At 67.6% G+C, this 23,659-nt stretch carries 22 protein-coding genes, 1 pseudogene and 1 riboswitch; of the genes and pseudogenes, 12 read left to right on the forward strand and 11 right to left on the reverse strand.

Annotated elements, in window-relative coordinates; translation table 11 throughout:
• Nucleotides 1-52: 52 nt before the first annotated feature.
• From AB0L82_RS40620 to AB0L82_RS40630, 3 genes are all read right to left on the reverse strand, one after another.
• Entirely contained in the window at nt 53-1,267 is a 1,215-nt protein-coding gene (locus AB0L82_RS40620; protein WP_364649776.1) for an O-succinylhomoserine sulfhydrylase, read from the reverse strand.
• Nucleotides 1,264-1,686 (reverse strand): rhodanese-like domain-containing protein, encoded by a 423-nt coding sequence (locus AB0L82_RS40625; RefSeq protein ID WP_364649779.1) that lies wholly within the window; start codon nt 1,684-1,686, stop codon nt 1,264-1,266. The genes AB0L82_RS40620 and AB0L82_RS40625 overlap by 4 nt, the downstream gene beginning before the upstream one ends.
• Before the next feature lie 16 nt (nt 1,687-1,702).
• A riboswitch (SAM riboswitch) is annotated at nt 1,703-1,818 on the reverse strand.
• A gap of 60 nt (nt 1,819-1,878) precedes the next feature.
• A complete protein-coding gene (locus AB0L82_RS40630) occupies nt 1,879-2,424 on the reverse strand; it encodes a hypothetical protein (RefSeq protein WP_364649783.1) in 546 nt (181 codons plus the stop codon).
• Nucleotides 2,425-2,605: 181 nt separating this feature from the next.
• On the opposite strand from AB0L82_RS40630, the gene AB0L82_RS40635 reads away from it, so the two are divergent.
• Both AB0L82_RS40635 and AB0L82_RS40640 read left to right on the forward strand, forming a co-directional pair.
• Nucleotides 2,606-3,994: an FAD-dependent oxidoreductase gene (locus tag AB0L82_RS40635; protein WP_364649786.1), complete on the forward strand. Its 1,389-nt coding sequence runs from the start codon at nt 2,606-2,608 to the stop codon at nt 3,992-3,994.
• Nucleotides 3,995-4,084: 90 nt separating this feature from the next.
• Entirely contained in the window at nt 4,085-4,957 is an 873-nt protein-coding gene (locus AB0L82_RS40640; protein ID WP_364649789.1) for an amidohydrolase family protein, read from the forward strand.
• On the opposite strand, the gene AB0L82_RS40645 is transcribed toward AB0L82_RS40640, so the two are convergent.
• Entirely contained in the window at nt 4,944-5,426 is a 483-nt protein-coding gene (locus tag AB0L82_RS40645) for a DUF456 domain-containing protein (protein ID WP_364649792.1), read from the reverse strand. The two genes, AB0L82_RS40640 and AB0L82_RS40645, sit on opposite strands and share 14 nt — an antisense overlap.
• A gap of 120 nt (nt 5,427-5,546) precedes the next feature.
• Here AB0L82_RS40645 and AB0L82_RS40650 point away from each other — a divergent pair, with 120 nt between their 5' ends.
• Together AB0L82_RS40650 and AB0L82_RS40655 are read left to right on the forward strand one after the other, a co-directional pair.
• Nucleotides 5,547-6,644: a CaiB/BaiF CoA-transferase family protein gene (locus AB0L82_RS40650; RefSeq protein ID WP_364649795.1), complete on the forward strand. Its 1,098-nt coding sequence runs from the start codon at nt 5,547-5,549 to the stop codon at nt 6,642-6,644.
• 227 nt (nt 6,645-6,871) lie between these two features.
• A complete protein-coding gene (locus tag AB0L82_RS40655; RefSeq protein ID WP_364649798.1) occupies nt 6,872-7,435 on the forward strand; it encodes a hypothetical protein in 564 nt (187 codons plus the stop codon).
• Between the two features lie 151 nt (nt 7,436-7,586).
• Here AB0L82_RS40655 and AB0L82_RS40660 read toward each other — a convergent pair whose 3' ends face one another.
• The gene (locus AB0L82_RS40660) at nt 7,587-8,132 is read right to left on the reverse strand and encodes a YceI family protein (protein ID WP_364649801.1); all 546 of its coding nucleotides are present in this window, start codon (nt 8,130-8,132) and stop codon (nt 7,587-7,589) included.
• 101 nt (nt 8,133-8,233) lie between these two features.
• Between AB0L82_RS40660 and AB0L82_RS40665 the strand changes: the two genes are divergently transcribed.
• The 4 genes from AB0L82_RS40665 to AB0L82_RS40680 all read left to right on the forward strand — a co-directional run bounded on the left by AB0L82_RS40665 (nt 8,234) and on the right by AB0L82_RS40680 (nt 14,288).
• Nucleotides 8,234-9,055, forward strand: coding sequence for a helix-turn-helix transcriptional regulator (locus AB0L82_RS40665; protein WP_364649804.1), 822 nt, complete (start codon nt 8,234-8,236; stop codon nt 9,053-9,055).
• A 66-nt stretch (nt 9,056-9,121) separates the two neighbouring features.
• A complete protein-coding gene (locus AB0L82_RS40670; RefSeq protein WP_364649807.1) occupies nt 9,122-11,746 on the forward strand; it encodes a LuxR C-terminal-related transcriptional regulator in 2,625 nt (874 codons plus the stop codon).
• 184 nt (nt 11,747-11,930) lie between these two features.
• Nucleotides 11,931-12,788 (forward strand): hypothetical protein, encoded by an 858-nt coding sequence (locus tag AB0L82_RS40675; protein WP_364649810.1) that lies wholly within the window; start codon nt 11,931-11,933, stop codon nt 12,786-12,788.
• 429 nt (nt 12,789-13,217) lie between these two features.
• Nucleotides 13,218-14,288 carry a hypothetical protein gene (locus AB0L82_RS40680; protein ID WP_364649813.1) on the forward strand — a complete coding sequence of 357 codons (1,071 nt, stop codon included), beginning with the start codon at nt 13,218-13,220 and terminating at the stop codon, nt 14,286-14,288.
• A gap of 106 nt (nt 14,289-14,394) precedes the next feature.
• Here AB0L82_RS40680 and AB0L82_RS40685 read toward each other — a convergent pair whose 3' ends face one another.
• The 3 genes from AB0L82_RS40685 to AB0L82_RS40695 form a co-directional block, all read right to left on the reverse strand.
• Nucleotides 14,395-14,886, reverse strand: a complete 492-nt coding sequence (locus AB0L82_RS40685) for a hypothetical protein (RefSeq protein ID WP_364649816.1) — start codon at nt 14,884-14,886, stop codon at nt 14,395-14,397.
• 154 nt (nt 14,887-15,040) lie between these two features.
• Nucleotides 15,041-15,601, reverse strand: coding sequence for a methylated-DNA--[protein]-cysteine S-methyltransferase (locus AB0L82_RS40690; RefSeq protein WP_364649820.1), 561 nt, complete (start codon nt 15,599-15,601; stop codon nt 15,041-15,043).
• 82 nt (nt 15,602-15,683) lie between these two features.
• Entirely contained in the window at nt 15,684-15,995 is a 312-nt protein-coding gene (locus AB0L82_RS40695) for a hypothetical protein (RefSeq protein WP_364649823.1), read from the reverse strand.
• A 61-nt stretch (nt 15,996-16,056) separates the two neighbouring features.
• Here AB0L82_RS40695 and AB0L82_RS40700 point away from each other — a divergent pair, with 61 nt between their 5' ends.
• A complete protein-coding gene (locus AB0L82_RS40700) occupies nt 16,057-17,550 on the forward strand; it encodes a PLP-dependent aminotransferase family protein (protein ID WP_364649826.1) in 1,494 nt (497 codons plus the stop codon).
• 186 nt (nt 17,551-17,736) lie between these two features.
• On the opposite strand, the gene AB0L82_RS40705 is transcribed toward AB0L82_RS40700, so the two are convergent.
• Nucleotides 17,737-19,026, reverse strand: coding sequence for an adenylosuccinate synthase (locus AB0L82_RS40705; protein ID WP_364649829.1), 1,290 nt, complete (start codon nt 19,024-19,026; stop codon nt 17,737-17,739).
• A gap of 273 nt (nt 19,027-19,299) precedes the next feature.
• On the opposite strand from AB0L82_RS40705, the gene AB0L82_RS40710 reads away from it, so the two are divergent.
• Both AB0L82_RS40710 and AB0L82_RS40715 read left to right on the forward strand, forming a co-directional pair.
• Nucleotides 19,300-19,962, forward strand: coding sequence for a hypothetical protein (locus AB0L82_RS40710; RefSeq protein WP_364649832.1), 663 nt, complete (start codon nt 19,300-19,302; stop codon nt 19,960-19,962).
• Nucleotides 19,963-20,001: 39 nt separating this feature from the next.
• Nucleotides 20,002-20,784 carry a site-2 protease family protein gene (locus tag AB0L82_RS40715; RefSeq protein WP_364649835.1) on the forward strand — a complete coding sequence of 261 codons (783 nt, stop codon included), beginning with the start codon at nt 20,002-20,004 and terminating at the stop codon, nt 20,782-20,784.
• Nucleotides 20,785-20,790: 6 nt separating this feature from the next.
• On the opposite strand, the gene AB0L82_RS40720 is transcribed toward AB0L82_RS40715, so the two are convergent.
• Both AB0L82_RS40720 and AB0L82_RS40725 read right to left on the reverse strand, forming a co-directional pair.
• Nucleotides 20,791-21,885, reverse strand: a complete 1,095-nt coding sequence (locus tag AB0L82_RS40720; RefSeq protein WP_364649854.1) for an FUSC family protein — start codon at nt 21,883-21,885, stop codon at nt 20,791-20,793.
• 58 nt (nt 21,886-21,943) lie between these two features.
• A complete protein-coding gene (locus tag AB0L82_RS40725) occupies nt 21,944-22,378 on the reverse strand; it encodes a DUF3151 domain-containing protein (protein WP_364649838.1) in 435 nt (144 codons plus the stop codon).
• A gap of 81 nt (nt 22,379-22,459) precedes the next feature.
• On the opposite strand from AB0L82_RS40725, the pseudogene AB0L82_RS40730 reads away from it, so the two are divergent.
• Nucleotides 22,460-23,659 (forward strand): annotated as a pseudogene (locus AB0L82_RS40730) (hypothetical protein); the annotation flags it as partial.

The following is a 23,659-nucleotide window of genomic DNA, read 5'->3' on the forward strand; positions in this document are numbered from 1 at the left end:
GAAACGACGAAGGGCCGGAACCATGACGGTTCCGGCCCTTCGAGCTTTACGGTCAGCCCAGTGCGCGACCGAGATCGTTCAACAGATCCTCGACATCCTCGAGCCCGATCGAAATCCGCAGCACGCCATCGGAAAGACCGATGGCCGCACGGCCTTCCGGACCCATGGCGCGATGCGTCGTGGTCGCCGGATGCGTGATCAGCGTCTTGGAATCACCGAGGTTGTTGGAGATATCGATGATGCGCAGACCGTTGAGCACCTCGAAGGCGCGCTTCTTGGCCGCTTCGGGCTGCGCCTTCAATTCGAAGGTCACCACGGTGCCGCCGCCGGACATCTGGCTCCGAGCCAGCTCGTACTGCGGATGCGACTTCAGGAACGGGTACTTCACCCAGGCCACGGCCGGATGCTGTTCCAGGAACTCGGCGATGCGCAGCGCCGACTCGGTGGACTGGCGCACGCGCAGCGGCATGGTCTCCAGACCCTTGAGCAGCGTCCACGCGTTGAACGGGCTCAGCGCCGGACCGGTATGGCGCATAAGGGTTTTCACCGGACCGTCGATGTACTCCTTCGACCCGAGAATCGCGCCGCCGAGCACCCGGCCCTGACCGTCGATGTGCTTGGTGCCGGAGTAGACCAGCACATCCGCGCCGAGATCGAAACCGCGCTGCAGCAACGGGGTGGCGAAGACGTTGTCCAGCACCACCTTCGCGCCCGCCTTATGCGCGAGATCGCACACCGCGCGCACATCGACCAGCGATTGCATCGGGTTGGAAGGGGTTTCGAAGAACACCGCCTGGGTCGGCACCGACAGTGCCGCTTCCCACTGCGCCAGATCCTCACCGTCGACGAACACGGTCTCCACGCCCCAGCGCGGCAGGATCTCATTGGCGACCACGAAACACGAGCCGAACAGGCTGCGCGCGGCGACCAGGCGGTCACCCGCGGCGAGCAGCGCGCCCAGCGCGGTGAACACCGCGGACATACCGCTAGCGGTGGCGAAGCACGCCTCCGCGCCGTCCAGCAGGCGCAGGCGCTCCTCGAACATGGCGACCGTCGGATTGCCATAGCGCGAGTACACGAAGTGCTCGATCTCGCCGGTGAACGCGGCCTCGGCGGCCTCGGCGCTCTCGTAGACGAAACCCGAGTTCAGGAACAGCGCCTCGGAGGTCTCGTCATAGCCGGAACGGCGCGTACCACCGCGCACACCCAGCGTGGCCGGGCCGACGCCCTCGGGCAGCGGCCGCTCGAACGAACCACCGGTGATCATGACTGCCTCCACGGAAGCCCATCGGCGCGCCAGCCTTCGCTGCCGCGGTGACCCTGCGCGTCCAGCGCGCCTTCGAAACCCTCGAGGACATTGAAAGAAGGGGAGATGCCGATCGCCGTGGCGGCGGTGGCCGCGCCGATGGAACGCTGACCCGAGCGACAGATGAAGATCACCGGCGCTTCCGAATCCGGGGCGCGCTCGGCCAGGGCCTGCTGAAGTTGGTCCGTGAAGCGCGAATTGGGGGTACCGCTGGTGTCCACCCATTCGATCAGCGCGGTCGGCCGCCCGATGCCATTGGTATCGGGAACGCCGACGAAACGCCATTCGGCTTCGGTGCGCACATCGATCAGCACCGCATCCGGATTGTCCCGCAACAGTTCCCACGCCTGCTTCGGCGTGATGTCACCCGCGTAGCTCACTTGTCGACCTCCTGTGAATCCGCACTTGCCGCACCGTTGACCGATGCGCGGCCAGGTCGTCACCCGGAGCACCCCGCCGCGGAGGAGGGTTGCCGACCAGCCAGCCGGGGCTTGGCGCTGGTACTCATGACCTGGGATGAGATTGACCGAAAAATGGCCTACCTGTCAAACCGTGCGGGGTGTCGCGGCGGATCAGGAATCGCAGACCAGCCACAGACTGCCGGAACGGGTGAAGTGCCAGGTGGAGGTTGATTCCTTGCCGGCCGTATCGAAGGTGACCTGGGCGGTGGCCTTATCGCCGGACACCGCCGGATCGGTGAGTTTCACGAAGTCGAAGGCGGTGCCGTCGCCCGCCTTGGCGGGGGCGAGCGGGGACCGTTCCTCGCTGAATCCGTCGCAGACCACGCGGGGGTCCAGTGTGCCGGTGGCGCTGCGGGATTGGAGGAACTTGCGCGAGGCCAGGTCGAGCCGGTCCGAATCTGTGACATTCTTCTCAACCGGCGAAACCAGGGCGGCCACCACGATTCCGATGATGACCAGCACCAGCACGCCCGCCGCCACCAGGAACGGCAGCAGACTGCGCGCACTGCTCTGATCGATCGGTATCTGCTGGTCGTCGCCTGGTTCCATGACTCGATCATGCCCGGTCACGGCGGTGGTCTCGGTCGCGACACCGGTATTCCAGGGTGCTGGACGTCCGCACAGTCGCGCGGCACCGGCGCGGGCGGGGGCTTCCACCCACCGATAGGATCAGCAGAATTTCCGGACGAAAACGGAAATAGCAGGACCACGCAGCAACGCTGCAGCTTCGGGGATTCCAATGAAGGGCACCCCGGAGCCAGGGCGTCAACTTAGCCTAAGCTAAGAAAGACGGCTGAGACTTGACGGCAAGATAGTTCAACCAAAGGGTGCGCCAAGAATGACCGAACAAGCAGCGACCCGCCCGCTTCGTATAGCGATCGTGGGCGCCGGCCCGGCCGGAATCTACGCGGCGGACGCGTTGATGAAATCCGACGCCGACGTGAGCATCGACCTGTACGAGCGGATGCCCGCGCCGTTCGGCCTGATCCGCTACGGCGTCGCCCCCGACCACCCGCGCATCAAGGGCATCATCACCGCCCTGCACAAGGTGCTCGACAAGCCGCAGGTCCGCCTGCTCGGCAATATCGACTACGGCGTCGACATCAATCTCGAGGATCTGCAGCGCTTCTACGACGCGGTGATCTTCTCCACCGGCGCCAACGCCGACCGCGCGCTCGAGGTCCCGGGCATCGAACTCGACGGCTCCTACGGTGCCGCGGACTTCGTGTCCTGGTACGACGGCCACCCGGATGTGCCGCGTGAATGGCCCCTCGACGCCGAGAAGGTCGCGGTCCTGGGCGTCGGCAACGTGGCCCTGGATGTGGCGCGCGTGCTCGCCAAGACCGGCGACGAACTGCTGCCGACGGAGATCCCGCCGAACGTGTACGAGGGCCTCAAGCAGAACAAGGCCCTGGAAGTGCACGTCTTCGGACGCCGCGGCCCGGCGCAGGCCAAGTTCACCCCGCTCGAGCTACGCGAACTCGACCACTCGCCGACCATCGAGGTCATCGTCGATCCCGAGGACATCGACTACGACGAGGGTTCCGAGGCCGCGCGCCGGCACTCCAAGCAGGTCGACATGATCTGCAACACCCTCGAGCAGTGGGCCATCCGCGACGTCGGCAACCGCCCGCACAAGCTCTTCCTGCACTTCTTCGAGAACCCCGCCGAGATCCTCGGCGACGACGGCAAGGTCGTCGGCCTGCGCACCGAGCGCACCGCGCTCGACGGCACCGGAAACGTCAAGGGCACCGGCGAATTCAAGGATTGGGACGTCACCGCCATCTACCGCGCGGTCGGCTACCTGTCGCAGAACATCCCCGCCCTGCCGTTCGACGATCAGGCGGGCACCGTGCCCAACGAAGCCGGTCGCGTGCTCATCGACGAGAACGCCGACGGTGCGGCCCGATTCATGCCGCAGACCTACGTCACCGGCTGGATCAAGCGCGGACCCGTCGGCCTCATCGGCCACACCAAGGGTGACGCCAACGAGACCATCGCCTGCCTGCTCGACGATGCCGCGAACTTCACCGCGGCCGCCGAACCGGAACTCGATGCCGTCACCAAGTTCCTGGAGGACAAGGGCGTCCCCTTCACCACCTGGGCCGGTTGGTACCGCCTGGACGCGCACGAGCGCGCCCTCGGCGAGCCCGAAGGCCGCGAGCGGGTCAAGGTCGTCGAGCGCGAGGACATGCTGCGCGCCAGCGAACCGGACAAGGTTTCCTGATCAACCTGGTTCCCCTCGACTGACCTGGCCCAATCCGACAGGTGGACAAGGTTTTCCGCACTTGTCACCGTTGTGAGGCATGCTGATCACGTGTTCGATGCCCATCTCCACATCTTCGACCCGCGGTTCCCGCTGGCCGAGAACGAGGGCTATCTGCCCGACCCGTACACCGTCGCCGATTATCGACGCCGCATGCAGCGCTTCGATATCGACGGCGGCGCGGTGGTCAGTGGGTCGTTCCAGGGCACCGATACCAGCTATCTCCGGGCAGCCCTCGCCGAATTGGGTGCGGGCTGGGTCGGCGTCGTCAATCTGAACGAGGACGCCACCGACGCCGAGATCCTGGAACTCAACCGCGCGGGCGTGCGCGCGGTCCGGTTCAATTTCAAGCGCGCGGGCGGCGATATCGTCGGGCTCACCATGCTCGCGCTGCGGGCCTACGAGCTCGCCGGATGGCATGTCGAGCTGTACATCGACGGGTCCATGCTCGGCTCGCTCGAACCGGTCATCACCAAACTGCCCAAACTGTCCATCGATCACATGGGCATGTCCGACGATTGCCTGCCCTACCTGCTGAATCTGGTCGATCGCGGTGCCAAGGTGAAAGCCTCCGGCTTCGGGCGGGTCGCCATGAATGTCGGCATGGCGCTGCGCAAGGTGCACGCGGTGAATCCCGAGGCGCTCATGTTCGGGTCCGATCTGCCGGGCACCCGGGCCGGGCGGCCGTTCCTGGACTCCGATATGCGGATCATCTCCGATTCGGTCGGCAATGATCTGCACAAGGTGCTGGACGACAATGCGCGCGCCTTCTACGGACTGCCCGCCAAGGAACGCCGCATCGAGGATCCGACGCCGACCGTGCCGCTGTTCGGACCGGAGTCGCCGACGCTGCGACTACACCGTTCCGAACTGCCGCCGCCGGACACCCTGCCGCTACCGCGGATCGACCCTAGGTCGCGATAGCGGCGATCAGCCAAACACCCGCTGCCAGTAGCGCACCGAACAGTTCGACCAGCATGGACAGGCCGACGCCCTTGAGCGCGTGCACCGTCGACCGCCAGGCCGGTTGCTGTTCGCGCAACCGCTGCAACTCCGAAACATAAACGCCCAGAACGAATCCCAGGATCAGCCCGACCACCGGCACCACGAAGAAGCCGATGATGCCGAGCACCGCGCCCAGCAGCAGCGACCGATTCGGCACGCCCGCCTCACGCAGTTTGCGGCCCGGCCAGGTGTATTTGATGATGCCACTGATCACCAAAAACGTTGCGCAGGCGGCGAATACACCCCACGCCGTGGCACCGCCGGTCATGATCGCCCAGACCAGGATGGCCGCCAGAATCAGGATCACGCCGGGCAGAATCGGCACGATCACCCCGAGCAGACCGACAAGTATCGCGAGGCCGACCAAGACCTCGCCCGATGCACTCACTGTGGATCCTCCCGCTCGTACTCCCCCGCATTGTCGCTCATCCGGACCCGTCGCGTTATTGTCGTTTGGTCAACACCGGTGTTGTGGCCGGTGCGCTGGAACGATGAACCGAGGTAGGGCGTGAGCACTCCATCCACCGCCAAGCAGGGCCCGCTCGCGGGCGTCCGGGTAGTTGAACTCGCCGGGATCGGCCCCGGACCGCATGCGGCGCTGCTGCTCGCGGATCTGGGCGCGGACGTGGTGCGGGTACAGCGGCCGAACCAGCTGCCCGGCTTCATGGAACGGGCACAGTGGCGCGGGCGCACCATCGTCGAGGCCAATCTCAAGGATCCGGCCGATATCGAGAAGGTGCTCGGGCTGATCGAGAAGGCCGACGTACTCCTGGAAGGCTTCCGGCCCGGCGTCACCGAGCGCATGGGACTGGGACCGGACGTCGCGCTGGAGCGCAATCCGAAACTCGTCTACGGCCGCATGACCGGCTGGGGCCAGTACGGTCCGCTCGCCGATCGCGCCGGGCACGACATCAACTACATCTCGCTCACCGGCGTCCTCAATGCCATCGGGCGCAAGGGCGAACGCCCGGTGCCGCCGCTGAACATGGTCGGCGACTTCGGCGGCGGGTCCATGTTCCTGGTCTTCGGCATTCTGGCCGCGCTGGTGGAACGCCAGACCTCGGGTAGGGGCCAGGTCATCGACTCCGCCATGATCGATGGGGCGCTTGCCCTTTCGCACATGATCTGGGGCATGAAGGGCGTCGGCCTCTGGTCCGATGAGCGCGGCACCAACCTGCTCGACACCGGTATGGCGTTCTACGACACCTACGAGACCTCCGACGGCAAGTACATGGCCGTCGGCTGCATCGAACCGCAGTTCTACGCGGAAATGCTGAAGGGCCTGGAGATCGATCCGGAGGGCCTGCCTTTCCAGATCGACCCGAACGGGCAGGACGAACTCCGCAAGATCTTCACCGAGAAGTTCAAGACCAAGACCCGCGACGAGTGGTGGGCCATCTTCGAACACACCGACGCCTGCACCACCCCGGTGCTGACCTTCACCGAAGCCGAACAGAACCCGCACATTCAGGCACGCACCGGTCTGATCGAAATCGACGGCATCGTCCAGCACGCCCCGGCCCCGCGTTTCTCCCGCACCCCGGCCGGCATCCCCACCCCGCCCCCGAACGAGGGCACCCCGATCGAAACCGTTTGGGCCGACTGAGCGATACCCCTTCGCGGGGTAGGCGGTGGCATTCGATTCGAATGCCACCGCCTTTTTTCATAGCCGACAGGCATGGAACGCCTGATAGCGGTGGCAGATCACAGCACATGTACAGCTATTTAGCTTGAGTAGCGACCTCACCAACCGATAGCTTCGAACAGCGCCGGGCCGACTGTCCCAGTCGGATCCGGGCCACATCGAAACTTTCAACTATCGGGGGAAATACCGTGCTGTCTCGTCGCTCGACCATGCTCGCAACCCGCATCGCCACCCTGTGCGCGCTGCCCGTCGCCGCCGCCGTCATGCTCTCCGGCACAGCCCAGGCCGCCGCGGTCGACGCCCCGATTCCGGCCACGCAGATCGACGCTCCGGCGGGGCCGGATCTGACCAAGGTGGGTAATGCCGCGCTCGTCGGCGCGGGCATCGGCGCGGTGGCGGCGGGTGTTCCGGCCGCGGTCATCGGTGCGGCCGGTGGTGCGGTCGCCGGTGGGGTCGTCGGCGCGGGTGCCGGATTCCTGGTCGGCATCGGCGCTCCCGCCCTCGCCACCCTGACCGCCGCCGCCGTCGGCTGCGCGACCACCGGTTGCGTCATCGATGTCCCGATCTTCGTGGCCGGGCTGGCCGCCGAGGCCGCGGGCGCGGCCGGTGGCATCGCGCTCGGCGCGGCGATCGGTGCGGTCGGCGGCGGTGCGCTCGGAGCGGCCGCCCTCGGCCTGCCCGCTGCGGCGGTCGGTGCGGGCATCGGCGCCGCCATCGGCGCGGGCGCGGGTGCCGCCGGAGTCGCGGGCTGATCCACGATCGGTGCGCCGTCCGGAAATGGCGGCGCTGACGAAAGACGAAGCGGCGGCACCCCTTTCGGGTGCCGCCGCTTTCATATGGTCGGAGCTGATGCCGACTTCCGTTGTCGGTGATCGGCTTCCGGCCGGGAAGCCGATGGGCCGATCAGGCGGAGGGCTCGACCAGCTGGATGTCCAGTTCGATGGCGATCTTGTCGCCCAGCATGGCGGTGGGCAGGCCGGCGGCGATATTGAACTCGCTGCGCTTGATGGTGCCGGTGGCGGTGAAGCCGGCGTGGTGCTTCTGGTCGCCGGGGAACAGCTGGACGCCGCCCCACTCGACATCGAGGGTGACGGGCTTCACGACGCCGCCGAGGGTGACCTCACCGGTTACCTCGAACTCTTCGGCGATGTCGACCGGCTCGGTGACCTTGAAATGCAGGGTGGACAGGTTGGCGGTATCCAGGATGTCGGCGCTGCGGACGTGGCCGTCGCGCATTTCGTTGCCGGTGTCGAAGGAGTCGAGGAAGATGGTGGCCTCGATGGTGACGGCCTTACCGGCCTCGTCCACCACGAAGGCGGTCTCGAACTTGTTGAAGCGGCCGCGTACCTTGGAGATGCCCAGGTGGCGGGCGGTGAAGTTCACCGAGGAGTGGTTGGCGTCGAGGTCCCAGGAACCGGAGGCCAGGCGGGTCTGCTCAGAAGTCGTCATGTCCACTATTCAAGCGGACCCCAGTCCGGTTAGCCACACCGTCTTGATCCTGGCACTGGCAGGGCTGGGATAACGAAGCCTGGAACAGGCACTATGGATATGTGTCCAGATCCGAGTTCGCCGAATTCCTGATCGCGCGCCGCGCGCAACTGCAGCCCGAAGACGTCGGCCTGCCCGCGGGGCGGCGTCGCCGCACCCCCGGATTGCGCCGCGAGGAGGTCGCCGCGCTCGCCGGTGTCAGCTCGGACTATCTTGCCCGATTGGAACAGGGCCGGGACAGCAACCCCTCCAGCTCGGTACTGGGCGCGATAGCGGATGCCTTGCGGCTCAACGAAGTTGAGCGTCACCACTTCGGCAGGCTCGCCATGAGCATGGAGCAGAAGGCCAGCTGCCCGTCCGCCGGACAGGCCCGGGAACAGGTCTCCGACACCATGCGCGCGGTCATCGACGCACTGCACCCCACGCCCGCCTTCGCCCTCGGGCGCTGGCTCGACATCCTGGCCTGGAATCCGTCCTGGCGGGATTTCGCCGAACCGCTCGGCATGCTCGACGAATCCGTGCACGGCAATTTCGCCAACTACGTCTTCACCCATCCCGATGCGCCGAAATACGTCCGGAACTGGTCCGATGCCGCCGATATGCTGGTCTCGGCGCTGCGCAACACGCAGACCCGCTTCCCGGATGACCGCAGCCTGGAGGCCCGCATCACCGCGCTACAGCGCTATCCGGAATTCGCCCGGCGCTGGCGCGAACACCTGGTCATCGACTACCGCACGCACGTGCTGATCATCGAACATCCGCAGCGCGGGCAGGTCGAGGTGGAGATCGAATCGCTGGATCCGCTCGCCGATCTGACCATCCAGGTCTGGCTGGTCGACCGCCGGAAAGCGCACGCCCCCGGATTGCGGCTGGTCAACGAATAAACCCTCACATTTCAGGCTATTTCGTTCCTCCCGCTCACAAAGGGCGAGCGAACTACAGTTGAAGCCATGGCTCGGAATTGGCCGATGGTCGAACGGGAGAGCGAGCTCGAGGCGATCACCGCCGCACTGACCGGCGATGAATTCGTCGGCGCGGTGCTCACCGGCGACGCCGGGGTCGGCAAGACCACCCTCGCCCGCCTGGCCACCGCGGCGGTGAACGGCAGCACCGGAAATATCCGCTGGGTGGCGGGCACCGAATCGGCCCGCAGCATTCCGCTGGGGGTGTTCGCGCATATGGTCGGGGTGTACACCGCGCACGATCCGGTCACCTTCATGGCCGCCGCGCGCGAAGCGCTGCTCGCGGACGGGCACACCATCATCGGCGTCGACGACGCGCATCTGCTCGATCAGCTTTCCGCCACACTGCTTTTGCAGCTCGCCATCGACAAGGCCGCCCATATCGTCGCCACCGTGCGCAGCGGGGTGCCGGTCCCGGACGCGGTGACCTCGCTGTGGAAGGACGGGCATCTGCTGCGCATCGATCTGTCGCCGTTCACGCAGCGGCAGAGCGTCGAGCTGGTGGAGAACATGCTCGGCGGGCAGTTGGAGGGGTTCACCAGCAATCTGATGTGGGAATCCTCCGGAGGGAACGCGCTTTTCCTGCGGCACCTGGTCGAGGGCGCATTGGAGGCCGGGACGCTACGGCAGGTCAACGGGGTCTGGCAATTGCGCGGAAGGGCCGCTGTCACTTCACAATTGGCGGCACTGCTGGAGGATCGGGTGGAGCAGCTGCCCGAGCCCGTACTGCGGGTGCTGGAACTGCTCACCTTCTGCGAACCCATCGATTTGGACGTACTCGCCGAACTCACGGGCGAACAGGCCGTCGAAACCGCCGAATCACGCGGCGTCATAAGGATTGTCGAGCACGGGCGGCAACTGCTGGTGCGCTACAACCATCCGCTGTTCGGGGAGGTGATCCGGCGGCGGCTCGGCATCGCCTCGGCGCGGCGGCTGCGCGGGCGGCTGTTCACCTCGCTCAAGGAACGGCCGATCAACTCCGCCTCCGATCGCATCCGACTGGCCGAATTGGCTTTGGACAGTGATAAATCCGCGGATCTGGAACTCTTCGAGGCGGCCGCCGCCGATGCCATCGGATTGGCGAACCTGCCACTCGGAGAACGCTTCGCACGCGCGGCCGTGGAGCGCGGCGGTGGCGTCGAGGCGGCGGACCTGCTGGCGCGCGCACTGCTGTGGCAGGGACATCGCATCGAGGCCGAACGCACCCTCGCGGCGTTCGATCCGGATCAGCTGAACGAGGTGCAGCTGGCGCGCTGGGGTTCCACTCGCGTCTCGAATCTGCTGTGGTCCATGGGCGATGCCGATCGGGCGGACGAGGTGCTGGAATCGGTGCGCAGCCGGGTCACCCATCCCAAGATCGTCGCCATCCTGGACGGGGTGGCCTCCGCGTGCGCGGTCAACGAGAACAAACTCGACGAGGCGTTCGCGTACGCCGAACCGGTCATGGCCGCGAAAGACGTTCCGCCCTGGGCGGTGTGGTGGGCGGCGTTCGGTGGCGGACTAGCGCTGGCGCTGATGGGACGTGGGGAGGCAGCGCGGCAGTACGCCGAACGCGGGCATGCCATCGAATCGCATATCGACGGGCTGAACCGATTCATGTCCACGCACGCGGAGGTGCTGGCGCTCACCTTCACCGGGGATATGGATGCCGCACGGCGTTGTGCCAGTAGCAATTACACGTACTCCTCACCCGGGCAGTACCTGGCGTGGGGAATGACCAAGATCCTGCAGGGCACCGTCGACGTCGCGCAAGGGCGGTTCCCCGAAGGCATCGACAATCTCGAACAGGCGCTCGCGGCACTGACCACCGAGGGCAAGGCCGCCTGGATGTTCCCCGCGAGACTGCAACTGGCGGAAGCGTATTCGGCGCTGGGGCGGGCCTCGGAGGCCGCCGAATCCATCGCGGCCGCGGAGGAACGCGGCGGCAGGCACAGCGCGGTGTACGAACCCATGCTGGAGATCGCCAAAGCCTGGCAGGCGGCGGCGGAAGGCACTGCGACACCGGCGATTCGGCTCGCACTGGGCGCTGCCGACGCGGCGGCGCGATCGCATCAGCACGCCATCGAGGCGATGGCGCTGCATACCGCTGCGCGCTTCGGGGATCATTCGGTGGCGGGACGGCTCGCCGATCTGGCGGCCCGGGTGGACGGACGGCTGGTGCAGGTGCAGTCCCGGCACGCGGTGGCGGTCGCCGCCCACGACGGGGCCGGATTGGATACCGCCGCAGCCGAATTCGAGGCCATGGGGGTATTGCTGTCCGCGGCCGACGCCGCCGCGCAGGCCGCGTCCGCGCATGAGCGGGCCGGTGATCGGCGGCGGCTGCTGGAATCGGCCGCCACCGCGAATCGGCTGGCGGCCGCATGCGGCGGGGCGAGTACGCCCGCGCTGCGGCAGTCCGCGCAACCGCTGCCGCTCACCGCGCGCGAACGCGAGATCGCGAATCTGGTGGCGGCGGGACTGTCGAACCGGCAGATCGCGGATCGGCTGACCGTTTCGGTGCGCACCGTGGAGGGGCATCTGTATCGGGCGTGCATCAAGCTCGATGTCACCGATCGCGAGGCGCTGGCCGAACTGATGCTCGGCGGGGCACCTTCCGGCAAATTGGAGCCGTAAGCTGGCGAAGCATCTTGAAAATGCTTCTACCAGCGATTGTGGGATATCTCTCGAGCATCACCGTCAGGTAACGAATCGATTGATTCACATCTGGAATCACCCGTTTCCTTTCAGCTAACATCCCCGCCGAGTGGCCGTTCCCGGCCACGGGGACAGTTCCGATCTGATGAGGGTGGTTTTCGGCGTGACTCGTCGGCATGACATGAATACCGGCGTTCGACGCGCCATCCGGCCCGCACTCGGCGCACTGCCGCTGGCCGCCGCCATCGCGTGCGCGGGCGTCGCACAGGCCATTCCGCAGCCGGGCGTGACCACCGGTCCCGCGCAGCCCGCCGCACCGAGCACGGACTCCACGCGCCAGCCCGGCACCACGGTCGCGCCGCCCGCACCGCAGGTCAATTACGCTGTCCCGCAGGACCATCGGCCGGTCCCGGTCGAGACCGAGCCCGCGCCCGCCGTCAACTGGCAGCAGTTGCACGCGCCCGAACCGGTCGCACCGGTGGCCCCGATCGCGCCGCCGCCGCGCACCGTCCGCATCGGCGACTTCACCACCCCGGCCCCCGACGCGCTGCCGGACGCCATCCTCACACCCGTCAATGACGCGGCCGCGGGCACCGAAGCGGCCCTCTCCACCGGCCTCCAGTCGGTCGGCATCAACCCGTCCCGCTCGGACAAGATCGCCGCGGGCACCGCAGGCGGCGCGGTCCTGGGCGCGGCCATCGTCGGCATCCCCTCCGCCATCGGCGGCGCGATCGGCGGCGGCCTCATCGGCGCGGGCATCGGCGCGGGCATCGGAGCCGGTATCGGCGTAGCCATCGTCGCAGGCACCGCCGTCGCCGCGGGCGTCCCCACCGGCGGCCTCGGCGCGGCCATCGCCGCCCCCGCCGCCGTCCCGATCATCGGCGGCGGCGCGCTCATCGGCGCGGGCGTCGGCGCGGCAGCGGGCGCGGCCCTCGGCGCGGCAGCCATCGGCATCCCCGCAGCAGTCCTCGGCGGCGTAGCGGGCGGAGCCGCGGGCGGCTTCCTCGGCGGCGCGTTCTAACCCGAACCGAACAACCCGGCTGCCCGCGCCCCACCGGCGCGGGCAGCACCGAATTCGCCATGCGGACAACGCGTATCGGCCCGGCACAGTGGTGACCAACGTCCAATCATGTGGCTGTGGCACCGGAACGCGGCGCAGCGGCCAGGCTGAGCGGCCAACCACGCAGCTCAGCGCTCAATTCGACACGCGGGCCGAGAACTGCGGAGCACCAGCGAGTCTCGGCGTGCCGGGGTGCGAGGTTTTCAACCCGGCACCTGCCTCGATGGTCAGCGCGCACGATCTAACCGCCAGCTCAGCGGCATCCACGGCCCGAGATAGCCAGCGGGAACCGAATCAGTGAGCGGTCGGGGCATCGGACGTGGCTGGCGCGCTCGTCAATTTCATATCGCTCGGTCAATCGATTCAATCTGATGAGGGTGGTGATCCGGCGTGAACCGTCGGCAGCTCGTGAAAAAGACCGCGGTTCGCCGCGCCATGATCCTCGGCACGCTGCCGCTCGCGTTCGCGGTGGCGTGCTCCGGCACCGCTGAAGCACCCAGTGCGGCACCGGTATCCAGCCCGTCGGGCAGTTCCGGCACGGATGCGCAGCCCGGTGTGCTGCCGCCGGGGAGTGCTCCCGGCGGTGATCTCGCACCGGGTGCGGTACCGGGGATCACGCCCGGCACCCTGGCACCGGGCACTCCGGGCGCGCAGCCCGGCGTGCAACCTGGGCAGCCCGGAACCGCTTTCCCCACACCGCAATTCGGTGCCGGACAGTCGCAACCCGGCGTGACCTATCCGGCGGCCGACCGTGCGGGCGCGCGCCCCGGACCGATCCAGCCGGGTGTGACGACCCCCAATCGCCCACCCGCACCGGCACAGCCGCAACCCCAGCCGCAGGCGGATTACGCGGTCCCGGCCAACTTCCGGCCCATCCCGCAGACGACACCGGCCCCGCCGGTGGATCTGCAAACGTTGCACGCGCCGACCGTCGTGCAGCCGGTCGCCCCCATCGCGCCGCCCCCGCGCACGCTGCGACTCGGTGACTTCACCTCTCCCGTACCGGATGACGTGCCCAATCCGGCGCTGGACGCGGTGAACAATGTCGCCGCGGGTGCCGAGGCAGCCATCGCCACGGGATTCAACTCCATCGGCATCAACCCGAGCCGCTCCGACCGCATCGCGGCCGGAACCCTCGCCGGTGTCGCGGCGGGTGCGACGATCGGCGCGATCGGCGCGGGCGTCCCCGCCGCCATCGCGGGCGGCGTCCCCGGTGCGGTGGTCGGCGCGGTCATCGGCGGCGTCGCGGGCGGTGCCCTCGGCACCATCGGCGCGACGGTCCTGCCCTGGACCGCCCCCATCGACATCCCCGGCGGTATCGCGGGCGGCGCGCTCATCGGCGCGGCGGTCGGCGGCGCCGCCGGAGCCGCCGCGGCAGGTATCCCGGCGGCCGCCCTCGGCGGTATCGCGGGCGGCGTCGCAGGTGGCGCTGTCGGCGGCTTCCTGGGCGGCGCGTTCTGACACAGGCGAAGACGCCTGACTTGTCACCGTGTAAGACCCCTGAATCGCCCGTGCCATACGAATTCGTTTGGCACGGGCGATTTTTCGTGGGTGAGCCGCCCTCAATTCACATCGCGCTGAGGGAGCGAGCGTAGTTGAGTTGATGCATCACCATCGGGAAGGTCTGCTGGTCTTGGACCGGGATCATCGTGGAGTGGAATCGGCCGCCGCTGGTGACCGTGACCTGGACATATCCGGCTGTCACCTTTTCCTTGATGAGAAGGAAAAGCAGGCCGAGCAAACAGAATGGGAAGAACAGGACAGCCAGGACCACCGCATAGGCGGGGGTACGTTCGGCCGTTTGGGACATATCGGTCGCGGTCCAGATGGCACCGCGCAGCGGCAGAGTGCCGGACGGGGTGATCACCCCGCCATCCACGACCGCGATATCGCCGATGGCGATCAGGAAGTTCGGGGCGGGCTGCACCGCCGGTTGTGGCCAGACCTGTTGTGGTACAGGCAATCCGGGGGGCGGCGCGTACGGCATGCCCGAGCCGGTGCCCGGTACGCCGAATGCGGCCGGGTCGTTCAATGGTCGTTGCTGGTACGGATCTGTCACGTGCGCCCTCCCTGGTGTCACGCGGGATCCCCACCCGCGTCGCTTCGCACGATCGCCGGATGCGTGCCATCCCGCGCGATCCAGATCATTCTCATCCCGAATCATGGGACGCGCCCGGCGTTCTCACAGATCAGCGGAGAGGTGTTGCCGCGAATCAGAAGAGGGTGGGTTCGCCGAAGCCGGGGGTGCGCTCGATTTCGAGGAGGCGCTGTTTGGTGGTGATGCCGCCGGGGGCCGAGAAGCCGTGCAGGGCATGGTCGGCGGTGAGGACACGGTGACAGGGGACGATCAAGGGAATGGGGTTGCGGCCCAAGGATTGGCCTACGGCCTGCGCACCGCCGGGAGCGCCGATGCGGTTGGCGATATCGCCGTAGCTGAGGGTGTGGCCGGGGTGGATGGCGCGGGTTACGGCGTAGACGGCGCGATCGAAGTCGTTGAGGGGACTCACATCCAGCGGAATCCAGTCGAGATCGTCCAGGTCACCCGCGAGGTGGGCGCGGATCTTCTCGATGGCCGCGGCGATCTCGGGGGTGGGTTCGGCTTCGCGGATGTCGTAGACGCGGTGCTTGCGCAGGATGTACGCGCGAGTGTCTTCCGGGTCCGCCTCGGGGAGGGCGAAGCGCAGCACACCGGCGGCGCTCCAGGCGAGGGCGCAGGTGCCGATCGCGGTATCGAAGAGCGCCGCCGAGGCGAGCGGGCGGTCCGGGTGCGACATAGAGCCAGTGTGCACCGGGGCACCGACAAGTCCAGTTCCGGACGGTCAGCCCCACAGGCGACAGCCACTTCAGACCAGTTGCCTAGAACTGGACTGTTTCCTCGCGGCAGGGGATCGTCGCCAGATGCGGCAGTGGTGAGCGGCCGCGCCCGGTCAGCCGGGTCCGCTGCGCGACCAGCGCGGCCGGTGGCTCGTCCTGATGCGCGTAGGCGGCGGCGAGGTCGGCGTACTGCCTGGCCCCGTCGTATTCCGCGACCGACCAGTCCGACATCGGCGCATGCGGGCGGTACTTGTTCAGCAGTGCACCCCAACGCTCATCCGGCGTGGGAGCGAACCGGTACACGATTCCGGCGAAGGCCGCGACAACCAGCAGGGAGATGAGCATTGCGATCATTATTCGATGGTGACCCCCGCTGGACTTGAAGAAAATATCCAGTACCCGGATACTGGCCTTTATGGCGATACGAGTGATCGGGGCAGCCAGCCTCACCCGCGATCTGGGGCGCTGGCGGCAGGACGAGCCCGGCTCCCCGGCGGCCGAGACCAAACGCAGCAGCAGGCCCGCGTACGTGGCGCTGGCCGAGAGCGTTCGACTGCTCATCCACGACGGCCGCGCACCCCTGGGCGTCGCGCTGCCCAGTGAGCGCGATCTGGCCACCAGCCTGCATGTCAGCCGCACCACGGTGACGTCGGCGTACGCGCTGCTGCGCGAACACGGCTATCTGATCAGCAGGCAGGGTTCGCGCAGTACGGTCGCGCTGCCGCCGACCGTGGTGCACGACGGCACCAAACCCGCGCGCAGCCTGCTCGCCATGATGGCGCAGCCCGAACTCCCGACCATCGATATGACGTACGCGGCCATGTCCGCGCCGATCGAGATGACGGACGCGTACACCACTGCGCTGCAAGGACTTCCGACGTATCTGGGCACGCACGGCATGGACCCGGTCGGCATGCTCATGCTGCGCGAGGCGCTGGCCCGCCGGTACACCGAACGCGGCCTGCCGACCGATCCAGATCAGATCCTGGTCACGCTCGGCGCACAGCACGGACTGCGATTGCTGCTCAATGTCCTCACCACACCGGCCGAGCGCGTGCTGATCGAGCATCCTTCGTATCCGAACGCCATCGAGGCGATCCGCGATGTCGGCGCGCGCCCGGTGCCGGTGCCATTGCGCCCGGACGGCTGGGATCTGGATGGAATCCGCAGTGCCGCAAGGCAAACCGCGGCCAGCGTCGCGTATCTGGTGCCGGATTACCACAATCCGACCGGGCTGCTGCTGCCCGCCGAGGGTCGCGCCGAACTGGCCGCTATCGCACGCGAAACCCGCATGACGGTGATCGTCGACGAATCCATGGTCGACCTGCACCTCACCGATCACGAAATCATGCCGCCCGCAGCGTCATTCGCGCGCGGCTCGGAGATCGTCACCATCGGTTCGGCCTCGAAATCCTTCTGGGGCGGTCTGCGCGTCGGCTGGGTGCGCGCGAATCAATCGCTGATCACCAAACTGCTCGGCACCCGCTCCACGGTGGACCTGGGCACCCCGGTCATGGATCAGCTGGCCACCGTGCACCTGCTCCAGCACGAGGACGAAATCCTCACCGTGCGAAGGGAACAACTGCGTTGCCGCCGCGCGGCAATGCTCGAGGCACTCGCCGAGGACCTGCCCGATTGGAGAGTCTCCCCCGGCGCGGGCGGCATGTCACTGTGGGCGCAACTTCCCGCCCCGGTATCCACCGCATTGGCCGCTACGGCCCCGAACCACGGCGTATTACTCGCCGCCGGACCGCGTTTCGGTGTGCAAGGCGCGTTCGAGCGATTCCTGCGCCTGCCATATACGCACGAGGAAGCCGATATTCGCGTCGCGGTGAAATCCCTGGCGGCGGCCTACGCCTCACTGACTCCACACGCCGCCGAGCCGCTCGCTCCGCTCACCTGCTACTGACCCGTCCCGGTCGCCCACCCGGCGCTGCCCCGATCCACCGGGCGCTGACCGCACCGTCATCCCGGCATGCTCTTGGCCGGGATCCACACCTATTGCGCATTAACAGGTTTCGCGGATTCCGGCCGAACCCGCGCCGGAATGACGAGCAGGAGAGCCCTAGCCCGTCGAGGGCTCTCCGAGCAGGTTTCAGCTCAGGATGTCGTGCCGGACAATCGTCTGATCGCGCCCCGGACCCACGCCGATGCAGGACATCCGCGCACCCGAAAGCTCTTCCAGCCGCAGCACGTACGCCTGCGCGTTCGCGGGTAGGTCGTCGAAGGTCCGCGCCCCGGAGATGTCCTCCCACCAGCCCGGCATCTCTTCGTAGATCGGCTTGGCGTGGTGGAAATCGGTTTGCGTGGTGGGCATTTCGTCGAACCGCTCACCGTCGATCTCGTAGGCGACGCAGATCGGGATGGTGTCCAGGCTGGACAGCACGTCGAGCTTGGTGAGGAAGTAGTCGGTAATGCCGTTGACGCGGGTGGCGTAGCGGCCGATCACGGCGTCGAACCAGCCGGTGCGGCGGGCGCGGCCGGTGGTGACGCCGACCTCGCCGCCGGTCTTGGCCAGGTACGCGCCGGACTCGTCGAAGAGTTCGGTGGGGAACGGGCCGGAACCGACGCGGGTGGTGTACGCCTTCAGGATGCCGAGCACGGTCTCGATCTTGTTGGGGCCGATGCCCGAACCGACCGCCGCGCCACCCGAGGTCGGGTTGGAGGAGGTGACGTACGGGTAGGTGCCGTGGTCGACGTCCAGCAGGGTGCCCTGCGAACCCTCCAGCAGCACGATCTCATCGCGCTCGAGCGCCTGGTTGAGCAGCAGGCGGGTGTCGGAGATGCGGTGCTTGAAGCCTTCGGCCTTCTCCAGCACCTCGTCGACGACCTGCTGCGGGTCCAGCGCGCGGCGGTTGTAGATCTTCACCAGCACCTGGTTCTTGAATTCCAGTGCGGCCTCGACCTTCTGGGTGAGGATCTTCTCATCCAGCACGTCGGCGACGCGGACGCCGACGCGGGCGACCTTGTCCTGGTAGCAGGGTCCGATGCCGCGTCCGGTGGTGCCGATCTTCTTATTGCCGAGGAAGCGCTCGGTGACCTTATCGATGGCCACGTGGTACGGCATGATCAGGTGGGCGTCGGCCGACAGCAGCAGGCGGGAGGTGTCCACGCCGCGCTGTTCCAGGCCCGCGAGTTCGGTGAGCAGAACGCCCGGATCGATCACCACGCCGTTGCCGATGACGTTTGTCACACCGGGGGTGAGAATGCCGGACGGAATCAGATGCAGTGCGAAGTTGTCGCCATTGGGCAGCACCACGGTGTGACCCGCGTTATTGCCGCCCTGGTAGCGCACAACCCATTGGACGCGGCCACCGAGCAGGTCGGTCGCTTTGCCCTTGCCCTCGTCGCCCCACTGGGCGCCGATCAGCACGATTGCCGGCATTAGAAGACTCCTACGGGTTCGACGCGCAGCATCGGTGATGCTGCAGCTACCCGCCGTCAGAAGGCGGTGGCCGGAGGCACAGTCTAGTAGATGCTCGAATACGCCCAGGTTCGCGACCCGGCACGGGACGAAACCGACGTAACGGGTGGGCTTCGAAGGCGGCGCCGCAAATGAACCGGGGCTATGGTGGCACGGGGAGTCGGGCCGGTAAGACGGCCCGCAGGAGCGCAGCGAGGCGATGGTGTTGTCAGGTCAGAGGAGGGTGTACGGCAGTTGAGTACCCATGTTCTCCGCTGCGACGGCGCACCCGTACCGATCGCACTCGCTTCGCTACCGCTCACCCAGACTTCCGCCATACCGGACACCAATGTGCTGGACGAGTTGCTGCCCGTGATGGCCGCCGACAGTCTGCCGCGACTCATCGTGCTCGGTGAGGACGCCGGACTCGCGGCCGTGCTCACCCATCTGATGCGCACCGAACGCCTAGGCGTCGAAATCGGTTACGTCCCCGTCGACCGCACCTACGGTTCGCGCGCCTATGAAACCGGCACCGGATCCGCCGCCGCCAAGCGCGCGCTGGAAGGTAAGCCGACCGAGACCCCGCTCATTCGCGATGACACCGGCAAGGTGCTGATCGGCCGCGCCACCCTGGTCGGCGAGAACGGTGAGAAGCTCGAAGGCGAAGCGTACGTGGACGACACGCGGTTGTTCACCGGTAAGGTCTCGGCGCTGCTGGTGTCACCGACACTGGAGATGCCCGGGCTGCACGCCAGCGCGCAACGCGGGATCCTCGGTAAGAAACGCTGGGCGCAGGGGCGTGCCATGCAACTCGGCACGCGCGGCGCGATCGTCACCCGGGACGGCATCACCACCGATAAGCCGGTGCGGCGATCCACGTTCTACCGGCATCATGAGCCGTGGTTGCTGGTCCGCTGATCTTCACCCGGTGCATCCGGGGTCCATTCAAGGAGTCCGATGAGTAGTCCTCGCGCGATCGGCCGTGCCTCGGGGGCGGTGCGCCCGAGCCCGGTGTTCCTGCTCGTCGTCGCGATCGCGGTAGCGGGCGGGGTGGTGGCCTGGACCGCGGATCTGCTGTCCAATCAGGCGAAACTCGGTGTTTTCCTGATGGTGGTGGCGGGCTGGGTGGTGTCCATCTGCTTGCACGAGTTCGCTCATGCTTTCGTCGCGTATCGCGCGGGGGACCGCGAGGTGGAGTTGCGCGGCTACCTCACCTTGAACCCGCTCAAATACAGTCATCCGCTGCTGTCGATCGGATTGCCGCTGCTGTTCATCGCGATCGGCGGGTTCGCGCTGCCGGGTGGTGCGGTGTACGTGAACTCGAATAGTTTCAGCGCGAAGATCCGGCGGATTCTCAGTGGTGCGGGACCGGCGTCCAATCTGCTGTGCGCGATCGTGCTGTTGATCATCGTGAAGCTGTGGGGCAGTTCGTATTCGCATGCCGCGTTCTGGTTCGGGCTGAGCTATCTGGCGTTCCTGCAGATCATGGCCACCGTGCTGAATTTGATCCCGGTGCCGGGCACGGACGGGTACGGGATTCTGGAACCGTCGCTGAGCTATGAGACGCGGCGATCGATGGATCAGATCAAGCCGTACGGGATTCTGATTCTGGTCGCGCTGCTGTTCGTGCCGCAGATCAATATCGCGTTCTTCAACGGGATTCGGGCGCTGTTCGAACTGTCGGGCGTGCCGTCGATCTGGTCGGATTTCGGTTCGACGCTGACCCGTTTCTGGCGCTGAGCCGACTCAATCGACCGGTGTCACATACGGATTCGGGACGGTCGGCGGGAGCATGGCGATCGAGGAAAGCCTGCGCATCCCGCACACCTGCATGAGATCCACCACGATCGAGCGGATCTGCGCGAACACCACGTGCGCGGAGATGCCCGCGCCGTCCACCAGATCCTTGGTCGCGCCCTTGGCGACCGTGCGCAGCACGCGGGTGGCCTCGGCGGCATCGGGTTGATCGCCCGGATCCGCGAGCACCATCTGGCGCACGATATCCACGGCCTCGCCGAGTCGTTCGACTTCGAGAGTCAGTCGCGGATCCAGGATTTCGTCATCGCGTACCAGGGACAGGGCGCGGCGCAGCAGCACCCGGGTATTGCGGACGGCGTTGTCCAGTGGGTCCGCGACCTCGCGCAGGCGTTCCAGGCGGGCGCGCGAATTCCAGTACAGCGGTGAGATTCTGCTGATCTCGCGGCCACCCTCGAGCGTGCTGCGCAGGGTGTCGAGATTGCTCTGGGTGCCGCGCACGGCCTCCAGCGCGACCTTGATTTTCTCCGCGTCATGCTCCAAAAGCCCCGCGGCGCACTCGGTCAGCGAGGTGCCCATGACGCCGAGGATGTCCGCGGCCTGCTGCCGGGCGCGGCGCACCGGATGCAGCGGGATCGCCGCCACCACCACGATGCCGACCATGCCGCCGACCAGTGCGTCGATGATGCGCAGATTCGAATTGCCGCTCGCCGGCGGCAGCAGCGTCGCCACCAGCACCGCAGAGGACGCGGCCTGCATGGTGATGACCGGGCCGCCGTCCAGGAATACGGCCGTGCACATGGCGAAGATGACCAGCACCGAGATCTGCCAGATGCCCGTGCCCGCCCAGGAGACGAACAGATCACCGATGCCGATGCCGACCGCGACGCCGACGATCAATTCGACCGCGCGGCGCAACCGCGCGCCGAACGAGACGCCGATCGAGATCATGGCGGCCATCGGCGCGAAGAACGGTTGCGGATGGCCGACGATATTGTGCGCGATGAACCAGGCCACGCCCGCGCCGACCGCGCACTGCACGATCGGCAGCAGCGAGGACCGCACCCGCTTCGCGGCGGTGCGCATGCGCGTGACGCCGCTGTCCTTGGCGGCGTCGAACGTGGTGCCTAGGCCACTGCTCAAATCAGTCGAGACCGAGTTCGGCGGCGGCGCGCGGGTCGCAATCCTCGAGCAGGTCCAGGCAGCGCGCGTACTCATCGGTCTCGCCGATGGTGCGGGCCGCGCGGGCCAGCGCGCCGACGCTGCGCAGGAAACCCTGATTGGGTTCGTGGCTCCACGGCACCGGGCCGAAACCCTTCCAGCCGTTGCGGCGCAACAGGTCCAGGCCGCGGTGGTAGCCGGTGCGGGCGAACGCGTACCCGGCGAGGGTGTCGGCGTTCACCTCGTTATTGCCGCGCTCGAGGGCGCCTTCGGCCAGATGGGCCCAGGCGATGGAGGCTGTCGGATGCGCGGCCGCGACCAGTACCGGGTCCTGCTTGTTCAGCAACGCGTCCTCGGCGTCGGTGTTTTCCGGAAGCAGTACCGGCTGGGGTCCGAGCAGATCACCGAAGGAGGTCATGCCGATCATTCTGCACCGACCACGCGAATGCTCAGTAGGCTGACCGTCGAATCACAGTTCCGCCGAACCGAGGGGTAGCGCGTGTCCGACTCGAACGACGACCAGCAGCCACAGGACCCTGCCCGCCAGGCAGCTCCCGGCAAGGGCGCCGACAAGGACACATCCGCCGCCCCCGACACCGCGGCCACCGAGGTGATCCACACCGCCAAGCCGGGCTTCGCCACCATCAAATACGAGCCCGCCCAACCGGTCTCCGAAGGCCCCACCACCCGAATCCCCGCCACCCCCCGCCCCGAGCACACCCCGGGCGGACAGCAGCCGACCGCGAATCAGGGTGCGCCCGCCGCGAATCAAGGTGGCCCCACGCAGTCGGGCGCGCCGCAGGGCGGGCCGAGCTCGCCCGCCCCCGCACCCGCGAACCAGAGCGAAGCCAACCGGCCGGGCGCGCCCGGCCAACCGGGCGAAATTTCCCAGCGCGGGGAAGCGGGCCAGCAGCCCGGCACCGCGAACCAGCAGGGCGCGGCACAACAGGGCGGTCCGGCCAACCAGCAAGGCCCGGCGCAACAGAGCAGTGCGGCCGACCAACAGGACTCGGCGCAGCAGGGTGCACCCGCGCCGCAAGGTGGCGCGCAGCCGAGCGAAGCGGCCAAGCCGCCGAGTGATCGCGCGCCCTCCGCCAACCCGGCGGATGCAGCCAACCCCGCCCCGTCCGCGGATGCCACGACCGTGTTCAAGGTGGTCCCCCGCGCGGACGCGCCAGCTCCGCAAACCGATGCCGCACCGGCGAATTCCCCACAGCAGCCCCCGGCCGCTGCCAAGGATGCGACGAAAACCGCACCCGCACCGGATGACCCGGCGAAGTCCGCCGACGCGCAGCCCGCACCGGATGCGAAAAAGCCCGAAGCCGCGGAGGCGACCGATACCGGCGATCAGCCCGGTTCCGGCGAGGATGACGGCGCACCGGATGCGAAAACCATTGTGATGAAGCAGGTTCCGGCGGGGTCGGAGGATGCGACCACCATGTTGCCGGTGGTCACTCCGGATCAGGCGACGGAGAAGATGCGGGTTTCCGGGCCGCAGGGGCGGGCTGTGAGCAAGCCGCCCGCTTCGCCTCGGATGAATCAGGGACCCAGGAATGTGGGGCCGCGCGGGGGTGCGCCGGATCAGGGTGGAGCGGTCGAGGAGACTCGGCCCGCGCCGCCGCGGCCGCCGCACGCGCCGCGTCGGCCCGCCAGTGCGCCCTCCCCCGCCGATATGCAGCCGACCGCGCCCGCCGTGCCG

This window comes from Nocardia sp. NPDC052001, from assembly GCF_040680615.1.
In the GTDB taxonomy this organism is placed as follows: Bacteria; Actinomycetota; Actinomycetes; order Mycobacteriales; family Mycobacteriaceae; genus Nocardia.